The sequence below is a fragment of the Nocardia nepalensis genome (genome assembly GCF_048910785.1).
Taxonomy (GTDB): Bacteria; Actinomycetota; Actinomycetes; order Mycobacteriales; family Mycobacteriaceae; genus Nocardia; species Nocardia nepalensis.
Window position 1 is genome coordinate 482,475 of record NZ_JBKBET010000020.1, and the last position, 25,642, is coordinate 508,116.

The window sequence follows — 25,642 nt, forward strand, 5'->3', positions numbered from 1 at the left end:
GGTCCGTTAACCAGACCGCCGTTATCCTGGACCCGGCAGGGCGCGGATAAACATCCCAGGACGGGGCACGATGAAACGCATGGCACCGAACCCCTTCGCGGAGTACCTCGTCGCACGTCGAGCCCAATTGCGGCCCTCGGACGTGGGACTGCCCGAGGGCGGCCGCCGCAGGACCCCCGGACTGCGCCGCGAAGAGGTCGCAGTGCGCGCCGGGGTGAGCGCCGACTATCTGGCCCGGCTGGAGCAGGGCCGCGATACCAATCCGTCGCTTGCGGTCATCGATGCGCTCGCACAGGCGCTGCTGATCGAGGGTAAGGACCGCCACCACTTCGGCTGGCTCGCCATCACCACGAGCAACGAATCCCGCTGCCCCACCACCGAAGCCGTTGCGGAGCATCCGACGCCCGCGATCGAGACCATCCTGCGCGCACTGCATCCCACCCCGGCCTTCGTGCTCGGGCGACGGCTCAACGTGCTCGGCTGGAATCCGGCGTGGGAGGACATCGCCAAACCCCTCGGTCTGCTCGATCGTCCGGAAACCGTGAACCTGGCCTGGTTCACCTTCACCCATCCGCGCGCCGAACAGGTGCTGCGCAACTGGGACGAGGTGGCCGACAGCTTCTCGGCCGCACTGCGCAGCGCGACCATGCGCTGGCCGGGCGAGGAGCGCCTACTCGAACTGATCACCGCACTGTTGGAGCATCCGGAATTCGAAAGCCGTTGGCAGCCGCAGCATATCGACGATCTCGGGTCCGGGACGCTGCGCTTGGACCACCCGGAGCACGGCCATATCGATGTCGCGTTCGAAACCCTGAACGGCGACCGCGATCAGAGCATCGTCGTCTGGCTCACCGACCAGGCGCAGGCCCAGTCCCCCGGCCTGCGACTGGTCCGCGCGGTCAACGAGTAATCAGATTCCCAGGACCGCCATGCGCTCGGCATGGCTGGCCTGCATGCGCTCGAACAGCGCGGCGATGCCATTGAGGTCACCGGTCGCGGCGAGCACCAGTTCGGTGAGCTCGTCGCGCTGGGCCATCACGTACTGCGCCTGGGTGATCGCCTCGCCGAGCAGCCGTCGGCCCCACAGCGTCAACCGGTCGCGCTCGGAGCGGCTCGTCGCGACCGCGCGGCGCACCTCCTCGACCACGAATTCGGAGTGGCTGGTCTCGGCGAGCACATCCCGGACCACGGCGGCGACCTCGGGAGACAGGGCACCGGCGATCTCGGTGTAGAAGTCGGCGGCGATGCCGTCACCGACATAGAACTTCACCATCGACTCGAGCCAGGTCGAGGGGTCGGTGGAGTCGTGGTAGGCGTCCAGGGCACGCACGAACGGCGCCATCGCGTCGAAGATGTCCACACCGCGTTCGGCCAGTGCGGACTCCAGGGTTTCGAAGTGCCGCATCTCGGCGGCGGCCATCTTCGCGACGGCCACCTTGCCGCGCAGCGTCGGCGACAGCTTGGCCTCCTCGGCCAGCCGGTAGAACGCGGAGATCTCACCGTAGGCGAGCACCGCGAACAGATCGATTACGCCGGGATCATCGGTGACGAGGGACGAGCCGGACAACGAAACCCCCTGCGCGACCGCTTGCCGTGTGCCTAGCGCTGCGGATGACTGTGCTCCCATATCGGGACAGCCTAGTCCCGGTCCCTTACCTGTCACCTGTCATCCCGGCACATGTCATCGACGTTGCGGCGAACGCCTGGAATCCAGGCTGGCTCAGGACAGCTCGGACAGGAACTTGTCGAGGTAGGTCCAGGTGGTGTCGCGCGCGGTTTCGCCGGTGAGGATGCCGAGGTGGCTGCCGGGGGCGGCCTCGTAGCGAACGGACTGCGCGCCGGTGAGGGTGCGCTGCCCGGCCGCGACGGCGGGGGCCGGGGTGATCACGTCGGCGGGTCCGCCGACCAGCAGCACCGGCGCGGTCACATCGGCCAACTCGATGCGGCGCTTGCCCAGTTTCACCACGCCGCGGCCGATGTCGTTGTTCAGAATCAGGCGGCCCCACAGCTGGCCGTAGAAGCGGCCGGGATAGCCGGGCATCTGCGCCATGAAGCGGTCGATGGACTCCATCTTGGCCAGGGTTTCGGTGCGGGCGATATTGCTCGCGACGAACCAGGGCCGGGTGAGTTCGCGGTCCCATGCGGTGACCTTGTAGGCGATCCTGGTCAGTGTGGCCGGAATGCCGCCCGCCGCGCGCACCGCGGTGGAGGTCGCGATCCCGCCGGTCAGCTTGGCCACCGCGCGCAGTTGCGGGATGCCGGTCATCTTGTCGTAGTCCAGCGGCGCGCCGACCGCGGTGATGGAGCGGATCGGCAGTTCGGCGTGCGCGGCCGCGGTCAGCAGCGCCAGGGTGCCACCGATGGACCAGCCGACCAGATCGACGGGCCTGCCGTCGCGATCGGCCGAGGTGCGCAGGATGGCCTCGGGCAGGATGTCGTCGATCCAGGTTTCGAAGCCCATCCGCCGATCGGCGAAGGTGATATCGCCATAGTCGACGACATAGGGCGCGCGGCCCGTCTCGAGCAGGAATCTGGCCACGCTCTGATCGGGGCGCAGATCGAAGCAGCTGGCGGGCGCGGCCAGCGGCGGCACCAGCAGTACCGCCGAATCCGTTGTGGTCGTGGCGGATTCGCTGGCCTCGAACCGACGCAGCTGCCGATGCGGTTCATCCCACAGCACCGTCGACGGCGCGGGATCCGGCGCCTCGACGCCTTGTCCGAAGGTCAGCGCCCAAGCGTTGCGCGCGGCGATGGTGACGGTATCGGTGAAACTCACACCTAAGAATCTCTCATATCCCGGTACCGGCAGTAACAGGCAAGTCTGGAGTGTGAGCATCGCCGCATATTCAGCCGCGCGCCATGCCGATCGGGTTGATCGGCGGCACCACGCTCTCCTGGACGCGCTGCACCAGCGACGCGAGCGAATTCGTCAGCTCCGCGATGGCGTCCTGCGACAGCGCCGATAGCGCGCCGTTCCAGGCGGCCTCATCCGTGCCGAGCTCCACCTGTCCGAGCAATTCGGCACCCACGCCGGTCAGCTCCGGGCTGGTCGGCTCCCCGGCGATCAAACCCCTGGCGCGCAACTCGTCGGCGGCATCGGACCATTCCTGCTCCGACCAGCCACGCGAGGGCCGCATCACCGATTCGGGCGCCTTGCCCGCCGCCACCTGCATAACCAGCGCCTGCAGTCCGCTCAGCCCGTGGGCGACCAGCTCGGCCATATGCCCATCACCGCGATGTTCCCGCAATGCGGTGGTGAGCTGCCACAGCGCGGCCACCGGATCGGCGGGCAGCGGCAATTCCGCATTCGCCGCGTACAACGCCCGGCCGGTCGGATCGGCCGTGCGCGATACCGGTTCGAGCAATTCCACCGCACGGGCGCATTCGGCGTCACCGGCTCCGGCGCCGCGCAGCAAACCGACGGAAAGCGCGAGCCGGGCCCGCAAACATTCCTCCGGCGTCGTCCTGACCCACGCGTCCGGCACCGCCTTGCGAACCGTGTCCGGATGGAATACGGCGAAGGTCGCCGATACGGTGCCCGCGCCGACCGCGCCCAGCGGAGCGGCCCGGAACGCGAAGTAGGTCTGCCAGAAACCGCGCAGTCCGAGCGCCAGTCCGGCCTCCTTGACACCCGCGCCGAAATACACCACATCATGTAGCGGTTCGATGGTGGTCCAGATTCGGCGCGCAGGATGAATTGCCATGTGGCGCAGCGTACGTCGAAGGCGCTTCCGAGGAAAAACATACTTTTACCCCGGAAATGCCGATCTTTTCGGGCAACCCGCAAGCAGTCGCTACGGTGGCGCAATTCGGGCCGAGCACAATATCACGCTACAATCTCAGCGGACAACGGAAATTTTCGTCCCATCCGGGCACCGGATCGCAAGGTCGCCCGAGTTCCGGAGGCGAGGTTTTCGACGTTCAGGAATATGTGCGCGCACCAGATCCGCATCACCCTTGCGCCGCGCCGATGTCTCCCGAGGTAGCCGCCCGAAACGACGAGCTCCCGCCGACATCAGGCCAGTGGCCGAGGTGAGTATCACAGGCGGATACGTGGTCGTCGCGGGCCGACCGGTCCGCCCCACGCCTCGTGCGCGCGTGACGCGATAACGAGGAAAGGCACGAACCTGAGCAAGATCACTGTCGAACAGGAACCGGGTCTGGCGGATACCCTGCTGACCGCCGAACTGGACGAAACCCACACCGCGCCGACATTCACCGAATTGGGCGTTCGCGATGAAATCGTGCGAGCGCTCGGTGAGATCGGAATCGAACGCACTTTCGCAATTCAGGAACTGACCCTGCCGTTGGCGCTCGCCGGTGAAGACCTCATCGGTCAGGCCCGCACCGGTATGGGAAAGACCTTCGGATTCGGTGTGCCGCTGCTGCACCGGATCGCCACCGCCGACTCCGGGACGACCCCGCTGGACGGCACCCCGCGGGCACTGATCATCGTGCCGACGCGTGAACTGTGCATCCAGGTCACCCAGGATCTGGAGAACGCGAGCAAGTACCTGAAGAACCACCAGGGTCAGCTGCGCGTGCTCTCGATCTACGGCGGCCGCCCATACGAATCCCAGATCGCCGCGCTGCGCTCGGGCGTCGACGTCGTCGTCGGAACTCCCGGCCGCCTCATGGATCTGGCCGATCAGGGCCATCTGATTCTCGGCAAGATCGGCGTGCTCGTCCTGGACGAGGCCGACGAAATGCTGGATCTGGGCTTCCTACCCGATATCGAGAGAATTCTCGGAATGGTCCCGGCGCAGCGCCAGACCATGCTGTTCTCGGCCACCATGCCGGGCCCGATCATCACCCTGGCCCGCACCTTCCTGACCCGGCCGACGCATATCCGGGCCGAGGAGCCGCACGACTCCGCCGTGCACGATCGCACCGCACAGTTCGTCTACCGGGCGCACGCACTGGACAAGAGCGAGCTGGTCGCCAAGGTGCTGCAGGCCGAGAGCCGAGGCGCGACCATGATCTTCACCCGGACCAAGCGCACCGCGCAGAAGGTCGCCGACGATCTGGCCGACCGCGGCTTCGCCGTCGGCGCCGTACACGGTGATCTCGGGCAGATCGCCCGGGAGAAGGCGCTCACCAAGTTCCGCAAGGGCGTCATCAACGTGCTGGTGGCCACCGATGTCGCCGCGCGCGGCATCGACATCGACGATGTCACCCACGTCATCAACTACCAGTGCCCGGAGGACGAGAAGACCTACGTGCACCGGATCGGGCGCACCGGCCGGGCCGGGCGGACCGGTGTCGCGGTGACGCTGATCGACTGGGACGAGCTGAACCGCTGGGCCTCCATCGACACCGCGCTCGGGCTCGGCATTCCGGATCCGGTCGAGACGTATTCGCGCTCCCCGCACCTGTTCTCCGACCTCGGCATCCCGGAGGGCGTCACCGGCACGATCCGCAAGGCCAAGCCGGTGCGCGACGAGGACGCCGAAGTGGTCGAGCGCCCCGCCCGCACCCCGCGCAAGCGCAATCGCCGGCGCACCCGCGCGGGCCAGCCGATCGAGGGCGAACTCAACGGCACCGAGTCCGATGCGACCGACGGCGCCGAAACCGACACCGCCCCAGCATCACTCGACGCCGCGACCAACGGTGACGCCGACGAGACCGCGGATAAGCCCGCCCGTCGCCGCCGCCGTCGCCGCAAGCCCGCCGGTGACGCCGACGCGGCCGCCGATAACGGCACCGAGTCGAATGGCAACGGGGACAACGCAGACGGCGTGACCGCCGAGGCGGTTTCGGACAGCAGCACCGATGATGCCGATACCGCCGATCAACCCGCGCGCCGTCGCCGCCGCCGTCGCAAGCCCGCGGGTGAAGCGGCCGCAGGCGAAACGGCCTCGGAGACCGCTCCCGAGACGGTTACCGCCTCGGCATAGTCGATACGCAGGCGCGTCTGTCCTGGACAGGCGCGCCTGTGTCGTCCGAGCCGCACCCGCGCGGATGCGTCGCCGATGCACGGTCGCAGGCGAGCGTCGATGAGCCGTTGAACGTGGAAGTATCGGCAGGTAAGGGCCATTGGACGCATGGGCGGCCGGCATGGGTCGGCGGATGTCCACGGCAAGACCGATCGCATCGGCCGGGCGACACGTTGTAGTCTCGCAAACGTGCTCGCACCCGAGCGGCGAACGCGCGCCGACATCATCTCCGCAGTCGCGATCGCTGTGCTCGTGGTGATCGCGGCGGTCGTGGTGTGGGCGCGCAGTGACGCCAAGGGCACCGAGTCGGTGACGGCCGAACATCCGGTTTCCACCCCGGCGGCGGCCGATCAGGTGCCGACGAGTCTGCGCGAGTTCTGGCATGCCTCCGATCCGGCCGCGAGCCGCGCGCTGGTGGCCGCGGGCACGGTGGTCACCGGCGAGGAGGGCACGGTCACCGGTCACGATCCGCGCACCGGTGCGGCCCTGTGGCATTACCGGCGCGATCTGCCCCTGTGCGGCGTGGAGTCGCAATTCGGCACGGTGATCGCGGTGTACAAGGATCAGCGCGGCTGCAGCCAGGCCACCCTGCTGGCCGGCGAGGACGGGGCGCGGCGGACCGCGCGCAGCAGCTATATGGATCCGGCGGTGCAGCTATCCGTCGACGGCACCTATGTGCTGGCCCAGGGCCCGCGGCGGCTGGAAATGTGGCGCTCGGATCTGGTGCGCACCATCGAATACGGCTACGTCGACGCACCGGTCAACGTGAAAACCCAGCCGCGCAAGGGTTGCAAACTGCTCTCGTCGAGTTCGAGTTCCACCCGGCTCGCCGTGCTCGAACGCTGCCCAGAGGACCCCACCAACCGGCTGACCGTCCTCAACCCCGCGCCCAAGGACAACACGGTGCCCGAGGAATACGGCTCGCACGTGCTCAGCGGACCCGGCGCGGACTCACCCGATTCGCGCGTAATCGCGGTGTCCGACAACCGAATCGTGCTCTACCTGCCCGGTGCGGCGGCGACCGCCGGCGCCGAGGCGACCTCGCCGCGACTGGAGGTCTTCGACAGCACCGGCAATGCCCTCATGGCGCATCAACTCTCCGCGCCGCTGAGCGATAGGACGACGACCACGCGGATCAGCTCGCTGTTCCTGGTATTCACCGGCAACAGCCTGATCGCCCTGAACGCCAGCACCTTCGATCCGATCTGGGCCGCCCCCGGCGCACTCGGCAGCCCGGTCTTCATGGCTGGCCGACTACTCGTGCCGGTGGATGGTGCGATCGCCGTCCTCGATCCCACCTCGGGCACCGAGGTGTCCCGTATTCCGATCGCCCGCCCCGGCTACGACGGCTCCCCGATCTCGCTCGCCGTGCTGGGCACCACGGTGCTGGAAAAGCGCGGCACCGCGATATACGCATTGGGCTCGTGATGACTTACGACGCGCGGCTGGTGCTGCTCCGGCACGGCGAAACCACCTGGTCGAACCAGCGGCGCCACACCGGCCGCACCGATCTGCCGCTCACCGAACGCGGCGAGGCGCAGGCCCGCGCCGCGAGCGGACTGCTGCGCGATTTGACGTTGCGCGACCCGCTGGTGCTCACCAGCCCGCGCCAGCGCGCGGTGCGGACCGCGACGCTCGCGGGGCTCACCCAGGCCGTGGTCGATGACGATCTGGCCGAATGGGATTACGGCGACTACGAGGGCCTGACCAGCGTCGAGATCCGCGAGCACGATCCCGGTTGGACCATCTGGAGCGGAACCGTGCCCGGCGGCGAGACCGCCGCACAGGTCGCCGCCCGCGCCGACCGCGTGCTGGCATCGGTCGAACCCACACTGCCGGACCGCGATATCGTGCTGGTCGGGCACGGTCATTTCTCCCGGGCGTTGATCACCCGCTGGGCCGAGCTCGATATCCGGGAGGGGCGGCGCTTCGCCATGTCGACCGCCGCGATCACCGTGCTCGGGTACGAACACGAGGACCGAACCATCCTGGCGCACAATCTAGTTCCCGCAGACCATGGAGCCGCTCTATGACTCGCCCCGGCCAGATCCGCCGTGCCGCCCCCGCCGACGTACCCGCGTTGGTCGGCCTCGTCGAAGACCTCGCCGAATACGAGAAATCCCGCGACGAGTGCACACTCACCGCCGAACAGCTGCACACCGCCCTGTTCGGACCGTCGCCCGCGGTCTTCGCCCATGTCGTCGAGGACGAGACCGGTGTGGTCGGCTGCGCGATCTGGTTCCTGAACTACTCCACCTGGACCGGCGTGCACGGCATCTACCTGGAGGACCTGTACGTCAAGCCGCAGACCCGCGGCAAGGGGTACGGCAAGGCACTGCTGGCCGCCCTCGCCCAGGAGGCCGCCGCCAATGGCTACAGCCGCGTCGACTGGTCCGTGCTGACCTGGAACACGCCCTCCATCGAGTTCTACAAGTCCATCGGCGCCAACCCCCAGGACGAGTGGGTCGGCTACCGTCTCACCGGCGCGGCCATCGACAAGCTCGCCGCAGAAGCCTGGTGAGCGACCGGCTCGGTAGGCGAATCAGCTTGGTGCAATGCGGATTTCGAGTGCAGCGATGAGGGTTACCGCACCCACCGAATGGCCGACCACCGCGGACGAGGCGATCGCGGTCCAGGATGCGTTGCGGCCGTTGGTCGTTGCGGCCAACCCGCATCCGCCGCTGTTCCACACCATCGCCGGACTCGACTCGGCCTACGACGACGAGACCGGCATCGTCGCCGCGGCCGTCGTCGTATTGGACAGCGGCACACTGGAACCCATCGAAACCGCGGTCGCGCATGGCACGGTCACGTTCCCTTATGTGCCGGGCCTGCTCTCCTTCCGCGAACTGCCGAGCACCCTCGCCGCACTCGAAAAGCTGGACACCACACCGGATCTGCTGATCTGCGACGCCCAGGGCCTGGCCCACCCGCGTCGCTTCGGATTGGCCTGCCACGTCGGAATCCTCACGGGCACACCGACGATCGGCGTCGCCAAGACACCGTGGGGCGACCATCGCGAGCCCGGCCCGGAACGCGGTGCGATGAGCGATATCACGATGGACGGCGAGATCGTCGGACGCGCCCTGCGCACCCAGCGCGGCATCAAACCGGTATTCGTCTCGGTCGGCCATCTCATCGACCTCGACACCGCATGCGCCCAGGTGCTCGCGCTCACCCCGCGCTACCGCCAGCCGGAGACCACCCGGCGGGCCGATCACCTGTGCCGTCGGGCACTGCGCGCCGCCACCGCGCCCTGAATCCCTACTCGCTCGAGTAGCCCCCCGCCATCCATCGGTTCGACGCGGGCGCGAACAACATCACCAGTGTGGCGATCACCACAACACCCAGCAGCGAGCCGAACACCGGCTGATGCGAATCGGTCAGCAGCGACCAGGTCACCGGAAGCAGCAGCACCTGCGCGATCACCGCGATGGCCCGCCCCCAACGATGTCCGAGCAGCAGACCGATGCCGGCCGCCAACACCGCCCCGCCGAGAATGCCGAACCACGCGGCCGTGCCGTAGCCGCTGGCGGCACTCTGGTCGTGCCCGAGCAGTCCGCGCACGATCAGCACGATCGCCACGACCACCGCGACCGCACCCTCCAGCGCGACCAATCCGCCCGCACCGCGCACCGTCGCGGGCACACCCGCCGAAACCTCGTCCTTGCCGCTGTCCGCCACGGGCCAAGCCTAGAACGCACTTCCCGGCTTTTCGGACCGGGCCGACACCCGATTAGGCTTGGCGAACGTGCGGACGTTGCTGATCGTGAACCCGAATGCCACCTCGACTACGCCAGCGACCCGAGACCTGCTGGCGCACGCGTTGGAGAGCCGGACGCAGCTGACCGTCGCGCATACCCAGCATCGCGGCCACGCGGCGGAATTGGCGCAGTGGGCATCGACCAACGAGATGGATCTGATCGTGGTGCACGGCGGCGATGGGACGGTCAACGAGACCATCAACGGCTTCCTGCCGCTGCCCGAGCTGAACGACGGACAGGCCTGGCTGCCCCGGCTCGGGGTGATCCCCGGCGGATCGGCGAACGTGTTCGCGCGGGCACTCGGCATCTCCCCGGATCCGGTGACCGCGACCAATCAGCTCATCGATCTGCTCACCCTCGACCGCGACCGCAAAATCGGGCTCGGACTGGCCGATGATCGCTGGTTCGGCTTCAGCGCGGGCGTCGGCCTGGACGCCGACGTCTGCGAGGCGATCGACAACAGCCGCGCCAACGGTCACGCCGCCACCCCGGGTCGCTACGTTCGAACAACTGTGCGACAATTCTTCAAAGCCAAGCGCAGGGAACCGACCGTCCGGGTGCAGATTCCGGGATTCGACCCCGTCGACGGGGTCCACTACGCGTTCGTAACGAACGCCACTCCCTGGACCTACCTGAACGAGACCCCGGTGCACACCAACCCCGGCACGGCCTTCGAAACGGGTCTCGGCGTGTTTGCCGTGCGGTCGATGTCGGTGGTCTCCACGCTGCTGCTCGCCCGCCAGCTGCTGGCCGCCAATGGAAATCCCAAGTCCCGCAACCTCTTTCGCGAGGACGATGTGCCGACCGTGCGAATCGAGTCCACCGAGCCCATCGGCCTGCAAATCGATGGCGACTTTATCGGAAAGCGCAACATGGTGGATTTCACAGCCGTGCCGGACGTGCTCGAGGTCGTCGCTCCGCGCCCGGAATGAGCACGAAACGCGCGAAAAATCTCGGTGTTGTGCTGCGAAAACCGGGTTGAGCGAGTACAAAGGACCGGGCAGGTCCCCCTAGGGGGACTTTGAGAGCGTGAGCTTCCCCACGGTGCACCAGATACCTATTGACATCTACGGTGTTCGTGAAAGCATTCACAAGCAACCGTGCGGAAACATTCGAGTCGCACAAGTGAACGATCCACAAACCGTAGGCGCCCTTTGCGGCGCCCAGCAAAGGAGCAGAGGAATGGACTGGCGCCACAAGGCCATCTGTCGCGACGAGGACCCCGAGCTGTTCTTCCCGGTGGGTAACAGCGGTCCTGCGCTCGCGCAGATTGCCGATGCCAAGCTAGTCTGCGCTCGCTGCCCCGTTACCGCCGACTGCCTGTCCTGGGCCCTGAAGTCCGGGCAGGATGCGGGCGTGTGGGGTGGTATGAGTGAGGACGAGCGTCGGGCGCTCAAACGCCGCAACGCCCGCACGCGGACCCGCACCGTCGTCTAGTAGGACGACAGGCGTTACCGGACCTTCAGCCCCCGGCCCCGGTAACGCATTCAGCCCGGCACCCTCAGGTGCCGGGCTTATTTGTGCCCGTAGGAGAGTCGCGGCTGTCGGTCAGCGCCCGGAGCGGCGGCCCAGGGGAACGCGCAGAACGGCGTCGGTGCCGATATCGGCGCCGGGATGCAGGCCGATGGAGCCGCCGAGTTCGGCGGTGACAAGTGTGCGGACAATCTGCAGTCCGAGGCGGTCGGAGGATTCCAGGCTGAAACCCGGCGGCAGGCCACGGCCGTCGTCGCTGATGATCACGTCCAGCCAGCGCGCCGAACGCTCGGAACGGATTGTCACCGTGCCGTTTTCGCCGGAATCGAAGGCGTGCTCGATGGCGTTCTGCACCAGTTCGGTCAGCACCATCACCAGCGGGGTGGCGCGTTCGGCGGAGAAGACGCCGAGCGAACCCGCCCGACGCACTTTGATTCTGGCGGTGTGCACGGTCGCGACATCGGCCATGATCGGCAGCAGCCGGTCCACCACCTCGTCGAGGTCGACCTCCTCGTCCACCGACATCGACAGCATCTCGTGCACCGAGGCGATGGAGGTGACCCGGCGCACCGATTCGGTCAGCGCGACCTGCGCCTCCTCGTTCTCGGTGCGGCGCGCCTGCAGCCGCAGCAGTGCGGCGACGGTCTGCAGATTGTTCTTCACCCGGTGGTGGATCTCCCGGATGGTCGCGTCCTTACTGAGCAGCGCGCGGTCGCGGCGCTTGACCTCGGTGACGTCACGGACCAGCACGGCGGCCCCGGCCAATTCGCCGTGCGGGCGCAGCACCAGGGTGCGCAGCAGCACGGTGGCACCGCGCGCCTCGACCTCCATGCGACGTCCGGTGCGTCCGGCCAGCGCGGCCTGGATATCCCCGACGACCTCCTGCGCGTCGAACGGATCGGTGATCAGCGACCGGGTGGTGACGGCCAGATCCTGGCCCGCCAGATCGGCCTGCAGACCCATCCGGTGATAGGCCGACAGCGCGTTCGGACTGGCGTAGACGACGATGCCCTCGGTATCGAGCCGGATGAAACCGTCACCGGCGCGCGGGCTGGAGTGCGTCGCGGCGCGGTCCTCGGTGGTCGGGAAGGTGCCGTCGGCGATCATCTGGCACAGATCGTCGGCGCAGGCTACGTAGGCGATCTCCAGCATGCTGCGCACCCGCGACCGCTGCATATCGGTATCGCGGCTGAGCACCGCGATGACATCGTCACCGCAGCGCACCGGAATGGCCTCGCGGATCGCGTGCACCGGATGCGGGTGATAGACGCCCTCGGCCTCGACATCGCTGTCCGCGCGCACGATCTTGCCGGTCATCAGCGCGTCGAAAACCTGCGGGTGATCGGCCTGCGACGCGGTACCGCCCACCCGGTCCTCCGGATGCACGGTGGGCGCCGTCGTCGGGCGGCACTGCGCGACGCAGACGATATCCGCGCCGTCGGCGATGGGTCCCGCGCCCACCCACAGCAGCAGATCCGCGAAGGACAGATCGGCGAGCAGCTGCCAATCGCCGACCACCCGTTGCAGATGGTCCACGGCGACGCCGGGTAGGTCGGTGTGTTCTGCCAGCAGCTCGCTCAGTGTCGCCATGTTCGGTCTACCCGCTCCAGATGCTAAGAGATGACAGCGATTAGGTGCCCGGCCTTGATCGCGTCGCCCGCTTTGACGCCGATCGAGGTCACCGTGCCACCGCTCTCGGCCAAAACCGGGATCTCCATCTTCATCGATTCGAGGATCACCAGCGTGTCGCCCTCGTGCACCGCGTCGCCCTCGGCGACGACAACCTGCTGTACGACCGACACCAGCTCCGAGAGCACTTCCTCAGCCATGACACCCTATCCATTCGTTCGGCCTGTATCCGCTGAAGCTACAGCCAACCACACATGAAACAATGGCCTTCAATCAGAAGGGAGACTACCGATGGGTAAGCGTGGTCGTAAGAAGCGCAGCCGCAAGGGAAGCGCCGCCAACCACGGCAAGCGTCCTAACGCCTGAGCCGTGACGTAGCGACTGCGTACAAGTCGCTCGAAAACGAAAAACACCGAGGGCCAGCATCTTCCGTCAGGAAGCAGTGGCCCTCGGTGTTTTTCTGTGTTCAGGGATGTCGGGCGGGACTACTCGGTGGTCTCGACCCGGGTGACCGTGACCGATCGGCGGATCTCCAGGCTCAGCCGATCGCGCAGCGAATCCGGTGCCCGATCGCCGCCGCACTTGCGGCTCAGCAGGCTCTTGATCTTCTCCTCGATGCCATAGGCCTCGATGCACGGCGAGCAGTGGTCCATATGGTGCTGCAGCCGAGCCCGGGTGGCATCGTCGCATTCGCCGTCGAGCATCAGCCACACGTCGGCGAGCACAGCCGTGCAGTCCAACTCCATATCGGGGTCACGCTCTGTACTCACTGCTTGACCTCCTGGCGTTCCGCGCCGTTGCGGTTGAATCCACGTTCGCGCGCCACATCGGCGAGCAAACCCTTGAGCTGCTTGCGGCCGCGATGCAGCCGGGACATCACGGTACCGATGGGGGTGCCCATGATGTCGGCGATTTCCTTATATGGGAACCCCTCGACGTCCGCGTAGTACACCGCCATCCGGAATTCCTCCGGCAGCTCCTGCAGCGCGGACTTGATGTCATCGTCGGGCAGTGCGTCCAACGCCTCGACCTCGGCCGAGCGCAGGCCGGTAGAGGTGTGCTCGGCGGTGGCGGCGAGCTGCCAGTCGGTGATCTCGTCGGTCGGGTACTGCGCGGGCTGGCGCTGCTTCTTGCGGTAGGAGTTGATGTAGGTGTTGGTCAGGATCCGGTAGAGCCAGGCACGCAGATTGGTGCCCTCCTTGAAGGATTTGAAGCCCTGGAACGCCTTGACGTAGGTCTCCTGCACCAGATCCTCGGCATCGGCCGGATTCCGGGTCATACGCAGCGCGGCACCGTAGAGCTGGTCGAGCAACGGGAGCGCATCGCGCTCGAACCGCCGCACCAGCTCGGTATCGTCGACCGCGGCGCCGACCGCACCGTCGGTCACCACGTCATCGTCGCTCGTCACACCAATCCCTTCGATCGCCGTACCTGCCAAATCTACAGGCGCGATCAGATCGAGTGGGAACTGAGCTTCTGTCGGTGACGCCACCGGGCGTTCTTGCAGCAGAACGGGCACCGACCTCTCCTTCACGTCGTAAAGCCGTGCGGCTTTCTGTATTCGCATGCAACATGTCCGTGCCCGACTGTGTTCCCACGGCGAACTCTCCGCACCGAAAAACCGCTTGCCGACCGTGCGTCCATCACCATTAGGGTGACCGCATGGCAGGAGCCTCGACCCCGGCGATCCGCACCCTGGCCAAGGCCGGTGTCGCCCATCGCGTGCACGCCTATAAGCACGATCCGCGCGCCGAGTCCTACGGCACCGAGGCCGTCGACGCGCTCGCCGCCGAGGTCGGCGTGACGGCGGCACAGATCTTCAAGACGCTGGTGCTCGAATTGTCGACCGGCGTGCTCGCGGTGGCGGTGCTACCGGTGCCGAATACCTTGTCGCTCAAGGCCGCCGCCGCGGCACTGGGCGCACCCAAGGCGGCGATGGCGGATAAGGCGAAGGCCGAGCGAATCACCGGTTACGTGCTCGGTGGGATCTCCCCGCTCGGCCAGCGCAAGCTGCTGCCGACCGTGGTCGACGCCTCGGCCCTGGCCTGGGACCGCATGTTGTGCAGTGCGGGACGGCGCGGGCTGGAGATCGAATTGGCGCCGGCGGACCTGGTCCGACTCACCGAAGCGGTAACCGCACCAGTCACTTCGGTATAAATCCGCACCATGTCAGCAACATTTGTGCGTTACTGAACGGGCCAAGATCGTCCGACTCGAGGATGTGATGCGAAATGTCCGCTCGTCAGCGTTTGCGCACCGTAATCGTCGCTCTGTTCGGAGTTCTCCTGCTCGCCCTCGGCCCGGTCGCGCTGCTCGCGCCGACGGCAACCGCGGCCCCGGGCGGTCCCGCGGTGACGGAAGTCAAAGACTTCCCGTTCGACGGGCAGGGCGTCGATGACGCACCGAAGAGGAACGGCAACCCGAAGAAGGATGAAAAGGCCGAAAAGGCCGAGAAGCTGGGCGGCGGTGTCGCGGGCAAGGTCATCGACCTGAGCAGCGGCGCCGCGGGCAAGGTCATCGACCTGGCCGGCAGCATTGCCAAGTGTGTGCTGAATATCGCGACGGACAGCGTGAAGTGCCAGCTCTGAGCCACTGAGCTACCCCACGGCGGGCCGGGCGATCACAGCAAGCTGATCTGCCCGGCCTCTTCCGTATCGGACCGAATATCCAACGGCGCCAACAGTTCAGGGCCGTTATTGCGGACGCTGTTGACCAGCGACGAGACCGGACGCGCCACAATCCCCGCCACGGATTCCGCGCTCGGCGTCTCGAGCAGGGTGGCCGGTGCCGGGTGATCCGGGTCGAGCCAGGCATCCCAGTGTTCCCGCGGCATCGGCAGCGGCATCCGGTCGTGAATGCGGGTCAGGTCGCCGACCGAGTCGGTGGTCAGGATGGTGCAGGACAGCAGCGGTTCGCTCTCCTGCTGCGAGCGGTCCCGCCATACCGACCACAATCCGGCCATATACAGCCGCGATCCATCGGCATTCGCCATGAAGTACGGATGTTTGGCGACCTTGCCCTTGGCGCCGGCGTCCGGTTCGACCAGCCACTCGTACCAGCCGTCCATCGGCACCAGACAGCGGCGGTATTTCACCGCATCGCGAAACGACGCCGTCGTCGCGGCCTTATCGGCGCGGGCGTTGAACAGCGGCTTCCCCTTCACCGGCACTCCCGGTTCGGCGACCTTGGTCCAGACCGGGATCAGCCCCCAGCGCATCCGCCGGATGCGCAGCTTGGGGTCGTCGTCCGGATTGCCGTGTTCATGCCGCTCGACCACGGTGAGCACCTGGGTGGTCGGCGCAACGTTGTAGTTGGTGAATCCGCCGTTGTTATCGGCCGAGGTCTCGTCGATGGCATCCAGCTCCACGGCGAGCCGACCAGGATCGGTAGTTGTCGCGTATCTGCCGCACATATCTCGATACTTCCACTAGGGGCCGACAGACTCGGGAAGAATTGATGGGAGGTGGTGACCTGGTGAGAGTTGTGGCATAGCATCATCTCAGAGAATGGCCGTTAACTTAACTCGGCAAGAGGAGAGTCCCACCGTGACAACCATCGAGACCACACCAGCGGCACCGGAAACGGCGCTGAAATCGGTCGATCCGGCCACCGGAGAGGTCATCGGCACGCACACCGTCGCCGATGCGGAGGCCGTGCGCACGGCCGTCGCCAAGGCCCGTACCGCCGCCGCGACCTGGGGCGGACTGAGTTTCGACGAGCGGCGCAAACATCTGCTGCGCTGGTCGAGCCAGCTGGTCGCGGACTCGGAGGAATTCACCGCGCTGATCCACAAGGAGAACGGCAAGCCGCTCGACGACGCGTTCCTGGAGCTGATGCTCGCGCTCGAGCACATCGCCTGGGCGGCCAAGAACGCCAAGAAGGTGCTCTCGCCGAAGAAGATCGCCCCCGGCGCGTTCATGGCGAACTTCTCCGCACGGCTCGAGCAGCGCCCGCTCGGCGTGATCGGCGTGATCGGCCCGTGGAACTACCCGGTCTACACCCCGAACGGCTCCATCGCCTACGCGCTCGCCGCGGGCAACACCGTGGTCTTCAAGCCGAGCGAATTCTCCACCAGCATCGGCAATTTCCTCTCCGCCGCGTTCAAGAAGGCCAATCCGGAGCTGCCCGAGGGCGTCTTCGAGACCATCAACGGTTACGGCGCGACCGGCGCCGAGCTGGTCAAGGCCGGTGTGGACAAGATCGCGTTCACCGGATCCACCGCGACGGGCAAGAAGATCATGGCCGCTGCCGCCGATTCGCTGACCCCGGTGCTGCTGGAATGCGGCGGCAAGGATGCGGTGATCGTCGCGGGCGATGCCGATATCAAGGCCGCGGCCGACGCGGTCGCCTGGGGCGCCACCGCCAATAGCGGCCAGACCTGCGCCGGGGTGGAGCGGGTGTACGTGGATCGCTCGGTGCGCGATGACTTCGTCGCCGAGGTCAAGCGCATCCTGACCGACATCAAGCCGGGCTCGGGCGCCGATGCGGCCTACGGTCCGATGACCATGCCCAGCCAGATCGACATCGTGCGCCGCCACATCGACGATGCGCTGAAGAACGGCGGCACCGCGGTGCTCGGCGGGCCGGAGTCGGTCAAGGGTCCGTTCATCGAGCCGGTTGTGCTGGTCGATGTGGACGAGAGCTCCGAGGCGGTCGCCGAGGAGACCTTCGGCCCGACCGTCACCATCCGGACCGTGGACGGCGTCGACGAGGCGGTCGAGCTGGCGAACAGTTCCAAGTACGGCCTGTCCTCGGCGGTCTACTCGAAGAAGAACGGCCTGGAGATCGCCCGTCGGCTGCGCGTCGGCGCCACCTCGGTCAACTCGGTGCTGGCCTTCGCCGCCATCGCGGGCCTACCCTTCGGCGGTGTCGGCGATTCCGGCATCGGCCGCATCCACGGCGAACCCGGCCTGCGCGAATTCTCCCGTCCGCATTCGATCGCGGTGCAGCGCTTCGCGATTCCCGGTATGGCGCTGCTCAGCTACTCGCGGACCCAGTCCACGATGAAGCTGCTGCGTCGCCTGGTCCCGATCCTGCACGGACGGCACAAGTAGCAGCCGCTGGTCGCCGCATCGGTCCGTGCGACCGGTGCGGCGCCTGTGGCCTGTGGTGCGTGCGAATTCGGGTGCAGTTCGGTGACCCCCCGCGTGTCCGGCGACGGGATGGGCGAAGATGGACAGGTGAGTTTCTGGCCAGCGCCCCATGTCGATGTCCCCGTGCACGCGACCGTGACCCTGCCCGGATCGAAATCGATCACGAATCGGGCATTGATCTTGGCCGCGCTGGCCGAGGGGCCTTCGACCATCTCCGGCGCCCTGCGCAGCCGCGATACCGACCTCATGATCGGCGCGCTGCGAGCACTGGGCGCGCGGATCGAGGGCGATGGCGAAACGCTGACCGTGACACCCGTACCGCTGCACGGCGGTGCCGTCGACTGCGGTCTGGCCGGCACCGTTATGCGGTTCCTGCCCCCGGTCGCGGCCCTGGCAAGCGGCGATGTCGCCTTCGACGGTGACGAGCAGGCCCGGGTCCGCCCGCTGGGCACCATCCTGGACGCACTGCGCCGGATCGGCGCGGATATCGAGGGCGACGCACTGCCGTTCACCGTGCACGGCAAGGGTGCGCTGCGCGGCGGCGCGGTCACCATCGACGCCTCCGGATCGTCGCAGTTCGTCTCCGGTCTGCTGTTGTCGGCGGCCCGCTTCGACGAGGGCATCGTGGTGCACCACGACGGCAAGGCGCTGCCCTCCATGCCGCATATCGAGATGACCGTGGAGATGCTGCGACGCGCCGAGGTCGCCGTCGACGCCCCCGCCGATAGCCGCAAGGCCCAGACCTGGACCGTCGCACCCGGCCCGATCCGCGCGGTGGACTGGGATGTGGAGCCGGATCTGTCCAATGCCACGCCTTTCCTGGCCGCCGCCGCCATCACCGGCGGCGAGGTCCGTATCCCGCACTGGCCGCGCCTGACCACCCAGCCCGGTGACGTGATCCGGGAGATCCTGGTGCGCATGGGCGCCGAGGTGACCCGCTTCGACGGTGTGCTGACCGTGCGCGGTCCGGAGCGGCTCGCCGGCATCGATATCGATCTGCACGATGTGGGCGAGCTGACCCCGACCGTGGCCGCCCTTGCGGCACTGGCGGATTCGCCGTCGTGGCTGCGCGGTATCGCGCATCTGCGCGGACACGAGACCGATCGGCTCGCGGCCCTGTCCACCGAGATCAACCGGCTCGGCGGCAATGTCACCGAGACCGAGGACGGACTGGAGATCACCCCCGCCCCGCTGCGCGGCGGCGCCTGGCACTCCTACGCCGACCACCGAATGGCAACGGCCGGTGCGATTCTCGGGCTCCGGGTGCCCGGCGTGGAAATCGAGGATATCGGCACCACGGCCAAGACACTGCCCGGATTCGTCGGCCTGTGGCAGCAGATGCTCGATCCCACGCTCTCGGATCAAGGAGCGGCCCGCTGAGACGTCGCGAGTACGACGAGTCCGATGTCCGGGTGCGCCCGGGCAAATCGACTCGTCCACGCACGAAAACCCGTCCGCAGCACAATGATGCGGAATCGGCCATGGTCGTCTCGGTGGACCGCGGCCGCTGGGGTTGTGTGCTCGGCGGCGATCCGGACAAGCTGATCGTCGCCATGCGGGCCAGGGAACTGGGCCGCACCCCGATCGTCGTCGGCGACCGGGTCGACGTGGTCGGCGATCTCTCCGGAAGACCCGACACTCTCGCGCGCATCGTCCGCGTCGCCGAACGCGCAACGGTATTGCGCCGCACCGCCGATGACACCGACCCCTTCGAACGGATCGTCGTCGGCAATGCCGAACGGCTCTTCATCGTGGTCGCGCTGGCCGACCCGCCGCCGCGCACCGGCTTCGTCGAACGAGCCATGGTCGCCGCGTATGCCGGTGGGCTGCAACCGATTCTGTGTCTCACCAAACACGATCTGGCCGCCGAATCCGAATTCGCCGCCGCCTTCGACGATCTCGACCTCACCATCATCTACGGCGGCATCGACGACGCCCTGGAACCGGTCCTCGATCTGCTCACCGACCGCCTCACCGCATTCATCGGCCACTCCGGGGTCGGCAAGTCGACGCTGGTGAATCGTCTTGTCCCCGACGCGGATCGGGCCGTCGGCGAGGTCTCCGGCGTGGGCAAGGGCAAGCACACCTCCACCCAGTCGGTCGCCCTCCCACTCCCCCAGGGCGGCTGGGTCATCGACACTCCCGGCGTGCGCTCGTTCGGCCTGGCCCATATCACCCCCGACGATGTCATCGCCGCCTTCACCGACCTGGCCGCCGCCATCGAGGACTGTCCCCGCGGCTGCACGCACCTCGGTCCGCCCGCGGATCCGGAATGCGCATTGGATGCGTTGCCCGGCAAGGAACGTCGCGTGGCCGCCATCCGGCTGCTGCTGACCGCACTCAACTCCAACGAGTCCTGGTAGCCCAGCCCTAGTGCCCGTTGAGCTGCTCCGGGGCGAACGGCCACTCCTCGAACCGGGCACACCGGCCATCGGCGTCGAACCGCAATACCCATAGATCCCGCCAGCGCGACAGCGTATCCCACCGATACTCCACGCTCACTCGCACAACGGCGGTCGAATCCTGTACCGCGACAATCTCGGACGCCATGGTGAACGGTTCATCGGGCCCGCTGCGCTCCGCCTCCCAGAAAATACCGAGCGGTGCCAGACCGACGATGGGATCCGCCCACGGCGACACCAGATATTCGATGTCCTCGGTGAAAAGCTCGCTGAGCAGTCCGGTACCCGGCGAGCGCCAAGCCCGTTCGTAACCACCGACCCATTTCTCGACAGCGTCCCGATCCACGCCTCGAAGCTACTCCGCCGCGCCGGCCCTCGTGGCCGTTAGCGACGCGAAAGGCGCCCATGGACCCGCGGTCCATGGGCGCCTTCGTGATCGACGAATCAGTGCCGGCGACGCGACTTCGGGGCGCGCTTCTGCTTGGCCTGCGCGCGGGCCGCCTCGCGGCGCTCGCGGCGGGTGGAGCCGTCACCGTACTCCTCGGCGTCACTGTGCACCGCGGCGTGGCCGCCCTCATCCGGACCGGAGTAGTGGAAGCCGTTGTTCGACCTGGGCTCGGCAATCCCCTTGGCGCGCAACGCCGCCGGGGCGCCATTGGCGACCGGCGCCTCCTGGGTCGGCAGCGGACGGGGTGCCGCGCCGACCGGGGACCGCAGGCCCGGGTCGATCGCGACGCCCTCGGGCTGCGGCTGCTGCACCTCGACCTGCAGGTTGAACAGGAAGCCGACCGACTCCTCCTTCAGACCTTCCAGCATCGCGGCGAACATATCGAAGCCCTCGCGCTGGTATTCGACCAGCGGATCGCGCTGCGCCATGGCACGCAGGCCGATGCCCTCCTTGAGGTAATCCATCTCGTAGAGGTGCTCGCGCCACTTGCGGTCCAGTACAGAAAGCAGCACCTGGCGTTCCAGATTGCGCATCGAACCGTCGCCGGCCAGACCGTCGATCTGCTGCTCGCGCTTGTCGTACGCGTCGTGCGCGTCATCGAGCAGCGCCTCGACCAGCTCTTCCTTGGTCAGGTCGCCCGCTTCGCCGACGCCGGTCTCGCCGGTCAGATCCTTGTAATCCAGGCTCACCGGGTACAGCGTCTTCAGCGCCGTCCACAGCTTGTCCAGATCCCAGTCCTCGACATAACCCTCGGCGGTCGCGCCGTCGACATAGGCGGTGACCACATCGGTGATCATCTCCTGGACCTGGCCCTCCATGTCCTCACCACGCAGGATCCGGTTGCGCTCGCCGTAGATGACGGTGCGCTGCTGGTTCATCACCTCGTCGTACTTGAGCACGTTCTTGCGGATCTCGAAGTTCTGCTGCTCGACCTGGGTCTGCGCGCTCTTGATGGCCTTGGAGACCATCTTCGCCTCGATCGGCACATCGTCGGGCAGGTTCAGCCGGGTCATGATGGCTTCCAGCGCGGCGCCGTTGAAGCGCCGCATCAGCTCATCACCCAGCGACAGGTAGAACCGGGACTCCCCCGGGTCACCCTGACGGCCGGAACGACCGCGCAGCTGGTTGTCGATACGACGCGACTCGTGCCGCTCGGTGCCGAGCACGTACAGACCACCGGCATCGCGCACCGCGTCGGCGTCCTCGGCGGTCTGCTCCTTGACCCGCTCCAGCGTCGGCAACCACGCGGCCTGGTACTCCTCCGGCGTCTCCACCGGATCCAGACCCTCCCTGCGCAGGATGATGTCGGTGATGATGTCCGGGTTGCCGCCGAGCACGACGTCGGTACCACGACCGGCCATATTCGTCGCGACCGTGACCGCGCCCGGCCGACCGGCCTCGGCGATGATCTCGGCTTCCTTCTCGTGGAACTTCGCGTTCAGCACGTTGTGCGCGATGCCGCGCTTGGTGAACTGCTTGGACAGGTACTCCGAGCGCTCGACGCTGGTGGTACCGATCAGCACCGGCTGGCCCTTCTCGTGCCGTTCGGTGACATCGTCGACCACGGCGGCGAATTTGGCCTCTTCGGTCTTGTAGATCAGGTCGGACTGGTCGGCCCTGATCATTGGCTTGTTCGTCGGAATCGGGACCACGCCGAGGCTGTAGATCTGGTGCAGCTCGGCGGCCTCGGTCTCGGCGGTGCCGGTCATGCCGGAAAGCTTGTCGTAGAGGCGGAAGTAGTTCTGCAGCGTGATGGTGGCCAGGGTCTGGTTCTCCGGCTGGATCTCGACGCCTTCCTTGGCCTCGATCGCCTGGTGCATGCCCTCGTTGTAGCGGCGCCCGATCAGAATGCGGCCGGTGAACTCGTCGACGATGATGACCTCGCCGTCACGGACGATGTAGTCCTTGTCCCGGTGGTAGAGCTCCTTGGCCTTGACGGCGTTGTTCAGGTAGCTGACCAGCGGCGAGTTGGCGGCCTCGTAGAGGTTGTCGATGCCGAGCTGATCCTCGACGAACTCCACGCCCGCCTCGTGCACGCCGATCGTGCGCTTCTTGATATCGACCTCGTAGTGCAGGTCCTTCTTCAACAGCGGCGCGATCCGGGCGAATTCGGCGTACCACTTCGAGGAGGCGTCGGCCGGACCCGAGATGATCAGCGGGGTGCGGGCCTCGTCGATGAGGATGGAGTCGACCTCGTCGACCACGGCGAAGTTGTGCCCGCGCTGGACCAGATCGTCCAGCGAATGGGTCATATTGTCGCGCAGGTAGTCGAAGCCGAATTCGTTGTTGGTGCCGTAGGTGATGTCGGAGTTGTAGGACTCGCGACGCTCGGCCGGGGTCATGCCGGACAGGATCACGCCGACGCTCAGGCCGAGGAAGCGGTGCACACGGCCCATCCACTCCGCGTCGCGCTTGGCCAGGTAGTCGTTGACCGTGACCACGTGTACACCGTCGCCGGAGATGGCATTGAGGTAGGCGGGCAGCACACAGGTCAGGGTCTTGCCCTCACCGGTCTTCATCTCGGCGATATTGCCGAGGTGCAACGCCGCGCCACCCATGATCTGGACCTTGTAGTGCTTCTGGTTCAGCACCCGCCAGGACGCCTCACGGGCCACCGCGAACGCCTCCAGGAGCAGATCGTCCAGCGATTCGCCGTCCGCGTAGCGCTCCCTGAATTCGTCGGTCTTGGCCCGCAGCTCGGTATCGGTGAGTTCCTCGAACTCGGGCCCGAGCGCGAGGACCTCGTCCGCCAGGTGCGAGAGCCGCTTGACCGTGCGTCCCTCACCAATCCGTAGCAACCTCGTCAGTGTCAGCGCAGGCACGGGTCTCGTCAGTCCTCTGGTCGGTGTGTCAAATGTTCGGCCGTCACCCGGGTCGGGCAGTGTGCTCAGGGCCCCCGCCGAGCATGGCGGAATCCGCTGCACCGTTCATGGTAATGCGGCCACCATGCTAGTTCCGTAGCGACTGCTCGCAGGTCGCTCGAAAGAGCCAGCCGATTACCAGCGCCCCAGCGCAGCACCCGCCGCTACCACCGAGGCGGCAGCCGTTTCTTCTCACCGTACCCGTCTGTCGCGCGCGCGAGCGGGCGAGAAATGGCTGCTCGCGGTGTCCGACCGCGCGGACCGACGAGAACTTCGGTCAATCGAATTGGAGTCGAACCTGTTTCACTGTGGTTGTCATACGATGTAAGTCGTCCGTGGTGTCGGATATATCCACTCATTTGTTGAGGTCGGACGGCATGCAATGACATAAGGGCAGCGCGGCTCTTGGGCATGTCCCGCGCGGTAACCCGCGCGCTGTGATCGAATCGAGTACCCCGGAATCGAACCGATGAACCCTCCCACGGATCCAGGTTCGAGTAAAGGGGTGCACGAATATCGCTGGAAATACCACAGGGGGCACGGCGAACCGTTGTGGGCGACCACAATAGGCGTTGAAGAACGGCTCGGGTGGGAGCCACGTCGGAAGGAGCACCGGGCAGCGTGATCACGAGATTGACGCCGCAGGACGCGTCGTTCTATCGGCTCGAGTCGAGTAGCAATCCGATCCATATCGGCTCTCTCGCGATTGTCCGAGGCAACGATTCCGCGCAGGGGGAACCGGCGCTGGACTACGACCGGCTGGTCGACCTGGTGGAGAGCAGGCTCTCCCTGGTCCCGCGCTACCGCAGGAAGGTGCGCGAAATCCCGTTCGCGCTCGGCCGTCCGGTCTGGGTCGAGGACAGCCACTTCGATATCACCTATCACATCCGCCGCTCCGCGCTGCCCGATCCGGGCACCGACGATCAGCTGCACGATCTGGTGGCCAGGCTGGCGTCGCGACCGCTCGATCAGAGCCGCCCGCTGTGGGAGATGTATCTGATCGAGGGCCTCGCGGAGGGCCGGTCCGCGATCTTCACCAAGACCCATTCGGCGCTCGTCGACGGGGATACCGCGCTCGAGATCGGGCACGTGATCCTCGATACCAGCACTTCCCCGCGCGGTATCGCCGACGACGCGTGGGTGGCGCCGCGCGAACCCAACGAGGTGGAGCTGCTGGTCGGCGCGCTCACCCATCTGGCCGGGCAGCCGCGCGAGGCGCTCGAGGTCGCCCGCGACGCGAGCGCGCACGCGTTCTCGGTGGTCGAGGCTGCCGGTAAGGCGGTGGACTCGGTGGTCTCGGCAGTGCGGGCGGCCACCTTCGGCGCACCCGACAGCCCGTTGAACGCCAAGACCTCGCGCAACCGCCGCTTCGATGTGGTGCGCACGGATCTGGAGGACTACCGCAAGATCCGCAAGCGCTTCAACTGCTCGATCAACGATGTGATCCTGGCCGTCGTCACCGGGGCGCTGCGCAATTGGCTGCTCTCGCGCGGCGAGGCGCTCACCGAATCGACCGTGCTGCGCGCGGTGGTGCCGATGTCGGTCTATGTCGAGGGCATCGACGACCAGCTGACACCGGTCAGCGAGGTGTCCTCGTTCCTGATCGATCTGCCGGTGGGCGAACCGAATCCGGTGATGCGGATATCGCACATCTCCCATGCCACCGAGGCCAATAGCAAGCACCGGCGCGGGGTTCGGGCTCGCACCCTGGTGCACTTGGCCGGATTCGCTCCGGCGAGCCTGCATGCGATGAGTGTGCGGGCGGCGAGTACGTTCGCAGAGCACACGTTCAATTTGGTGATCACCAACGCACCGGGTCCGCAGACCCCGATGTATATCGGCGGCGCGCGGATGCTGGAGATGTATCCGGTGTCGCCGCTGCTGCGCAACCAGGCCTCGAGCATCGGGATCACGTCCTATGACGGACGCGTCTTCTACGGACTCAACGCCGACCGCGACGCGATGGCCGATATCGGCGTGCTGGCCGCGTCGGTGCACGAGTCCATGGAGGAGATGCTCGGTGCCTGCGTCTGATC

At 66.9% G+C, this 25,642-nt stretch carries 26 protein-coding genes; 15 read left to right on the forward strand and 11 right to left on the reverse strand.

Annotated features, from left to right (window positions below; genetic code table 11):
* Window positions 1-79: 79 nt before the first annotated feature.
* A complete protein-coding gene (locus ACHQ4I_RS13395) occupies window positions 80-910 on the forward strand; it encodes a helix-turn-helix domain-containing protein (protein WP_420772034.1) in 831 nt (276 codons plus the stop codon).
* Here ACHQ4I_RS13395 and ACHQ4I_RS13400 read toward each other — a convergent pair whose 3' ends face one another.
* From ACHQ4I_RS13400 to ACHQ4I_RS13410, 3 genes are all read right to left on the reverse strand, one after another.
* Window positions 911-1,627 carry a ferritin-like fold-containing protein gene (locus ACHQ4I_RS13400; RefSeq protein ID WP_420772035.1) on the reverse strand — a complete coding sequence of 239 codons (717 nt, stop codon included), beginning with the start codon at window positions 1,625-1,627 and terminating at the stop codon, window positions 911-913. It abuts the gene before it with no gap.
* Between the two features lie 93 nt (window positions 1,628-1,720).
* The gene (locus tag ACHQ4I_RS13405) at window positions 1,721-2,776 is read right to left on the reverse strand and encodes an alpha/beta fold hydrolase (RefSeq protein WP_420772036.1); all 1,056 of its coding nucleotides are present in this window, start codon (window positions 2,774-2,776) and stop codon (window positions 1,721-1,723) included.
* A gap of 70 nt (window positions 2,777-2,846) precedes the next feature.
* Complete coding sequence (locus tag ACHQ4I_RS13410) at window positions 2,847-3,704, reverse strand: SCO6745 family protein (RefSeq protein ID WP_420772037.1); 858 nt, start codon at window positions 3,702-3,704, stop codon at window positions 2,847-2,849.
* A 402-nt stretch (window positions 3,705-4,106) separates the two neighbouring features.
* Here ACHQ4I_RS13410 and ACHQ4I_RS13415 point away from each other — a divergent pair, with 402 nt between their 5' ends.
* The 5 genes from ACHQ4I_RS13415 (at window position 4,107) to ACHQ4I_RS13435 (ending at window position 9,196) form a co-directional block, all read left to right on the forward strand.
* A complete protein-coding gene (locus tag ACHQ4I_RS13415; protein ID WP_420772676.1) occupies window positions 4,107-5,897 on the forward strand; it encodes a DEAD/DEAH box helicase in 1,791 nt (596 codons plus the stop codon).
* A 228-nt stretch (window positions 5,898-6,125) separates the two neighbouring features.
* The gene (locus ACHQ4I_RS13420) at window positions 6,126-7,364 is read left to right on the forward strand and encodes an Rv3212 family protein (RefSeq protein ID WP_420772038.1); all 1,239 of its coding nucleotides are present in this window, start codon (window positions 6,126-6,128) and stop codon (window positions 7,362-7,364) included.
* Window positions 7,364-7,969, forward strand: a complete 606-nt coding sequence (locus tag ACHQ4I_RS13425) for an acid phosphatase (protein ID WP_420772039.1) — start codon at window positions 7,364-7,366, stop codon at window positions 7,967-7,969. The genes ACHQ4I_RS13420 and ACHQ4I_RS13425 overlap by 1 nt, the downstream gene beginning before the upstream one ends.
* Entirely contained in the window at window positions 7,966-8,457 is a 492-nt protein-coding gene (locus ACHQ4I_RS13430) for a GNAT family N-acetyltransferase (RefSeq protein ID WP_420772040.1), read from the forward strand. Before ACHQ4I_RS13425 ends, ACHQ4I_RS13430 begins: the two co-directional genes overlap by 4 nt.
* A 55-nt stretch (window positions 8,458-8,512) precedes the next feature.
* Complete coding sequence (locus ACHQ4I_RS13435; RefSeq protein WP_420772041.1) at window positions 8,513-9,196, forward strand: endonuclease V; 684 nt, start codon at window positions 8,513-8,515, stop codon at window positions 9,194-9,196.
* Window positions 9,197-9,200: 4 nt separating this feature from the next.
* Here the strand turns inward: ACHQ4I_RS13435 and ACHQ4I_RS13440 are convergent, their stop codons facing one another.
* Window positions 9,201-9,620 (reverse strand): hypothetical protein, encoded by a 420-nt coding sequence (locus tag ACHQ4I_RS13440; RefSeq protein ID WP_420772042.1) that lies wholly within the window; start codon window positions 9,618-9,620, stop codon window positions 9,201-9,203.
* Between the two features lie 67 nt (window positions 9,621-9,687).
* Between ACHQ4I_RS13440 and ACHQ4I_RS13445 the strand changes: the two genes are divergently transcribed.
* Both ACHQ4I_RS13445 and ACHQ4I_RS13450 read left to right on the forward strand, forming a co-directional pair.
* Window positions 9,688-10,632: a diacylglycerol/lipid kinase family protein gene (locus ACHQ4I_RS13445; protein WP_420772043.1), complete on the forward strand. Its 945-nt coding sequence runs from the start codon at window positions 9,688-9,690 to the stop codon at window positions 10,630-10,632.
* Between the two features lie 250 nt (window positions 10,633-10,882).
* Window positions 10,883-11,137, forward strand: a complete 255-nt coding sequence (locus ACHQ4I_RS13450) for a WhiB family transcriptional regulator (RefSeq protein ID WP_011211115.1) — start codon at window positions 10,883-10,885, stop codon at window positions 11,135-11,137.
* A gap of 111 nt (window positions 11,138-11,248) precedes the next feature.
* On the opposite strand, the gene ACHQ4I_RS13455 is transcribed toward ACHQ4I_RS13450, so the two are convergent.
* On the reverse strand, window positions 11,249-12,763 hold the full coding sequence (locus ACHQ4I_RS13455; protein WP_420772044.1) for a sensor histidine kinase: 1,515 nt from the start codon (window positions 12,761-12,763) through the stop codon (window positions 11,249-11,251).
* Between the two features lie 23 nt (window positions 12,764-12,786).
* The gene (locus tag ACHQ4I_RS13460; protein WP_420772045.1) at window positions 12,787-13,002 is read right to left on the reverse strand and encodes a biotin/lipoyl-binding carrier protein; all 216 of its coding nucleotides are present in this window, start codon (window positions 13,000-13,002) and stop codon (window positions 12,787-12,789) included.
* Between the two features lie 91 nt (window positions 13,003-13,093).
* On the opposite strand from ACHQ4I_RS13460, the gene ACHQ4I_RS13465 reads away from it, so the two are divergent.
* Window positions 13,094-13,168 (forward strand): 50S ribosomal protein bL37, encoded by a 75-nt coding sequence (locus ACHQ4I_RS13465; protein ID WP_095887907.1) that lies wholly within the window; start codon window positions 13,094-13,096, stop codon window positions 13,166-13,168.
* A 119-nt stretch (window positions 13,169-13,287) separates the two neighbouring features.
* Here the strand turns inward: ACHQ4I_RS13465 and rsrA are convergent, their stop codons facing one another.
* Both rsrA and ACHQ4I_RS13475 read right to left on the reverse strand, forming a co-directional pair.
* Entirely contained in the window at window positions 13,288-13,548 is a 261-nt protein-coding gene (rsrA, locus tag ACHQ4I_RS13470; protein WP_327101779.1) for a mycothiol system anti-sigma-R factor, read from the reverse strand.
* Window positions 13,549-13,568: 20 nt separating this feature from the next.
* Window positions 13,569-14,210: a sigma-70 family RNA polymerase sigma factor gene (locus tag ACHQ4I_RS13475; protein ID WP_420772046.1), complete on the reverse strand. Its 642-nt coding sequence runs from the start codon at window positions 14,208-14,210 to the stop codon at window positions 13,569-13,571.
* Between the two features lie 254 nt (window positions 14,211-14,464).
* Here ACHQ4I_RS13475 and ybaK point away from each other — a divergent pair, with 254 nt between their 5' ends.
* Window positions 14,465-14,959, forward strand: a complete 495-nt coding sequence (gene ybaK, locus ACHQ4I_RS13480; protein WP_420772047.1) for a Cys-tRNA(Pro) deacylase — start codon at window positions 14,465-14,467, stop codon at window positions 14,957-14,959.
* A gap of 74 nt (window positions 14,960-15,033) precedes the next feature.
* On the forward strand, window positions 15,034-15,390 hold the full coding sequence (locus ACHQ4I_RS13485) for a hypothetical protein (RefSeq protein ID WP_420772048.1): 357 nt from the start codon (window positions 15,034-15,036) through the stop codon (window positions 15,388-15,390).
* A gap of 32 nt (window positions 15,391-15,422) precedes the next feature.
* Here the strand turns inward: ACHQ4I_RS13485 and ACHQ4I_RS13490 are convergent, their stop codons facing one another.
* Window positions 15,423-16,214, reverse strand: coding sequence for an SOS response-associated peptidase (locus tag ACHQ4I_RS13490; protein ID WP_420772049.1), 792 nt, complete (start codon window positions 16,212-16,214; stop codon window positions 15,423-15,425).
* Between the two features lie 94 nt (window positions 16,215-16,308).
* On the opposite strand from ACHQ4I_RS13490, the gene ACHQ4I_RS13495 reads away from it, so the two are divergent.
* The 3 genes from ACHQ4I_RS13495 to rsgA all read left to right on the forward strand — a co-directional run bounded on the left by ACHQ4I_RS13495 (window position 16,309) and on the right by rsgA (window position 20,258).
* A complete protein-coding gene (locus ACHQ4I_RS13495; protein WP_420772050.1) occupies window positions 16,309-17,856 on the forward strand; it encodes an aldehyde dehydrogenase family protein in 1,548 nt (515 codons plus the stop codon).
* 108 nt (window positions 17,857-17,964) lie between these two features.
* Complete coding sequence (gene aroA, locus ACHQ4I_RS13500; protein ID WP_420772677.1) at window positions 17,965-19,275, forward strand: 3-phosphoshikimate 1-carboxyvinyltransferase; 1,311 nt, start codon at window positions 17,965-17,967, stop codon at window positions 19,273-19,275.
* Complete coding sequence (gene rsgA, locus ACHQ4I_RS13505; RefSeq protein ID WP_420772678.1) at window positions 19,272-20,258, forward strand: ribosome small subunit-dependent GTPase A; 987 nt, start codon at window positions 19,272-19,274, stop codon at window positions 20,256-20,258. The genes aroA and rsgA overlap by 4 nt, the downstream gene beginning before the upstream one ends.
* A gap of 7 nt (window positions 20,259-20,265) precedes the next feature.
* Here the strand turns inward: rsgA and ACHQ4I_RS13510 are convergent, their stop codons facing one another.
* Both ACHQ4I_RS13510 and secA read right to left on the reverse strand, forming a co-directional pair.
* Window positions 20,266-20,643, reverse strand: coding sequence for a Cif family virulence factor (locus ACHQ4I_RS13510; RefSeq protein WP_420772051.1), 378 nt, complete (start codon window positions 20,641-20,643; stop codon window positions 20,266-20,268).
* Window positions 20,644-20,741: 98 nt separating this feature from the next.
* Entirely contained in the window at window positions 20,742-23,567 is a 2,826-nt protein-coding gene (gene secA, locus ACHQ4I_RS13515) for a preprotein translocase subunit SecA (RefSeq protein ID WP_420772052.1), read from the reverse strand.
* A 660-nt stretch (window positions 23,568-24,227) separates the two neighbouring features.
* Between secA and ACHQ4I_RS13520 the strand changes: the two genes are divergently transcribed.
* Window positions 24,228-25,640, forward strand: a complete 1,413-nt coding sequence (locus ACHQ4I_RS13520; RefSeq protein WP_420772053.1) for a WS/DGAT/MGAT family O-acyltransferase — start codon at window positions 24,228-24,230, stop codon at window positions 25,638-25,640.
* Window positions 25,641-25,642 lie beyond the last annotated feature (2 nt).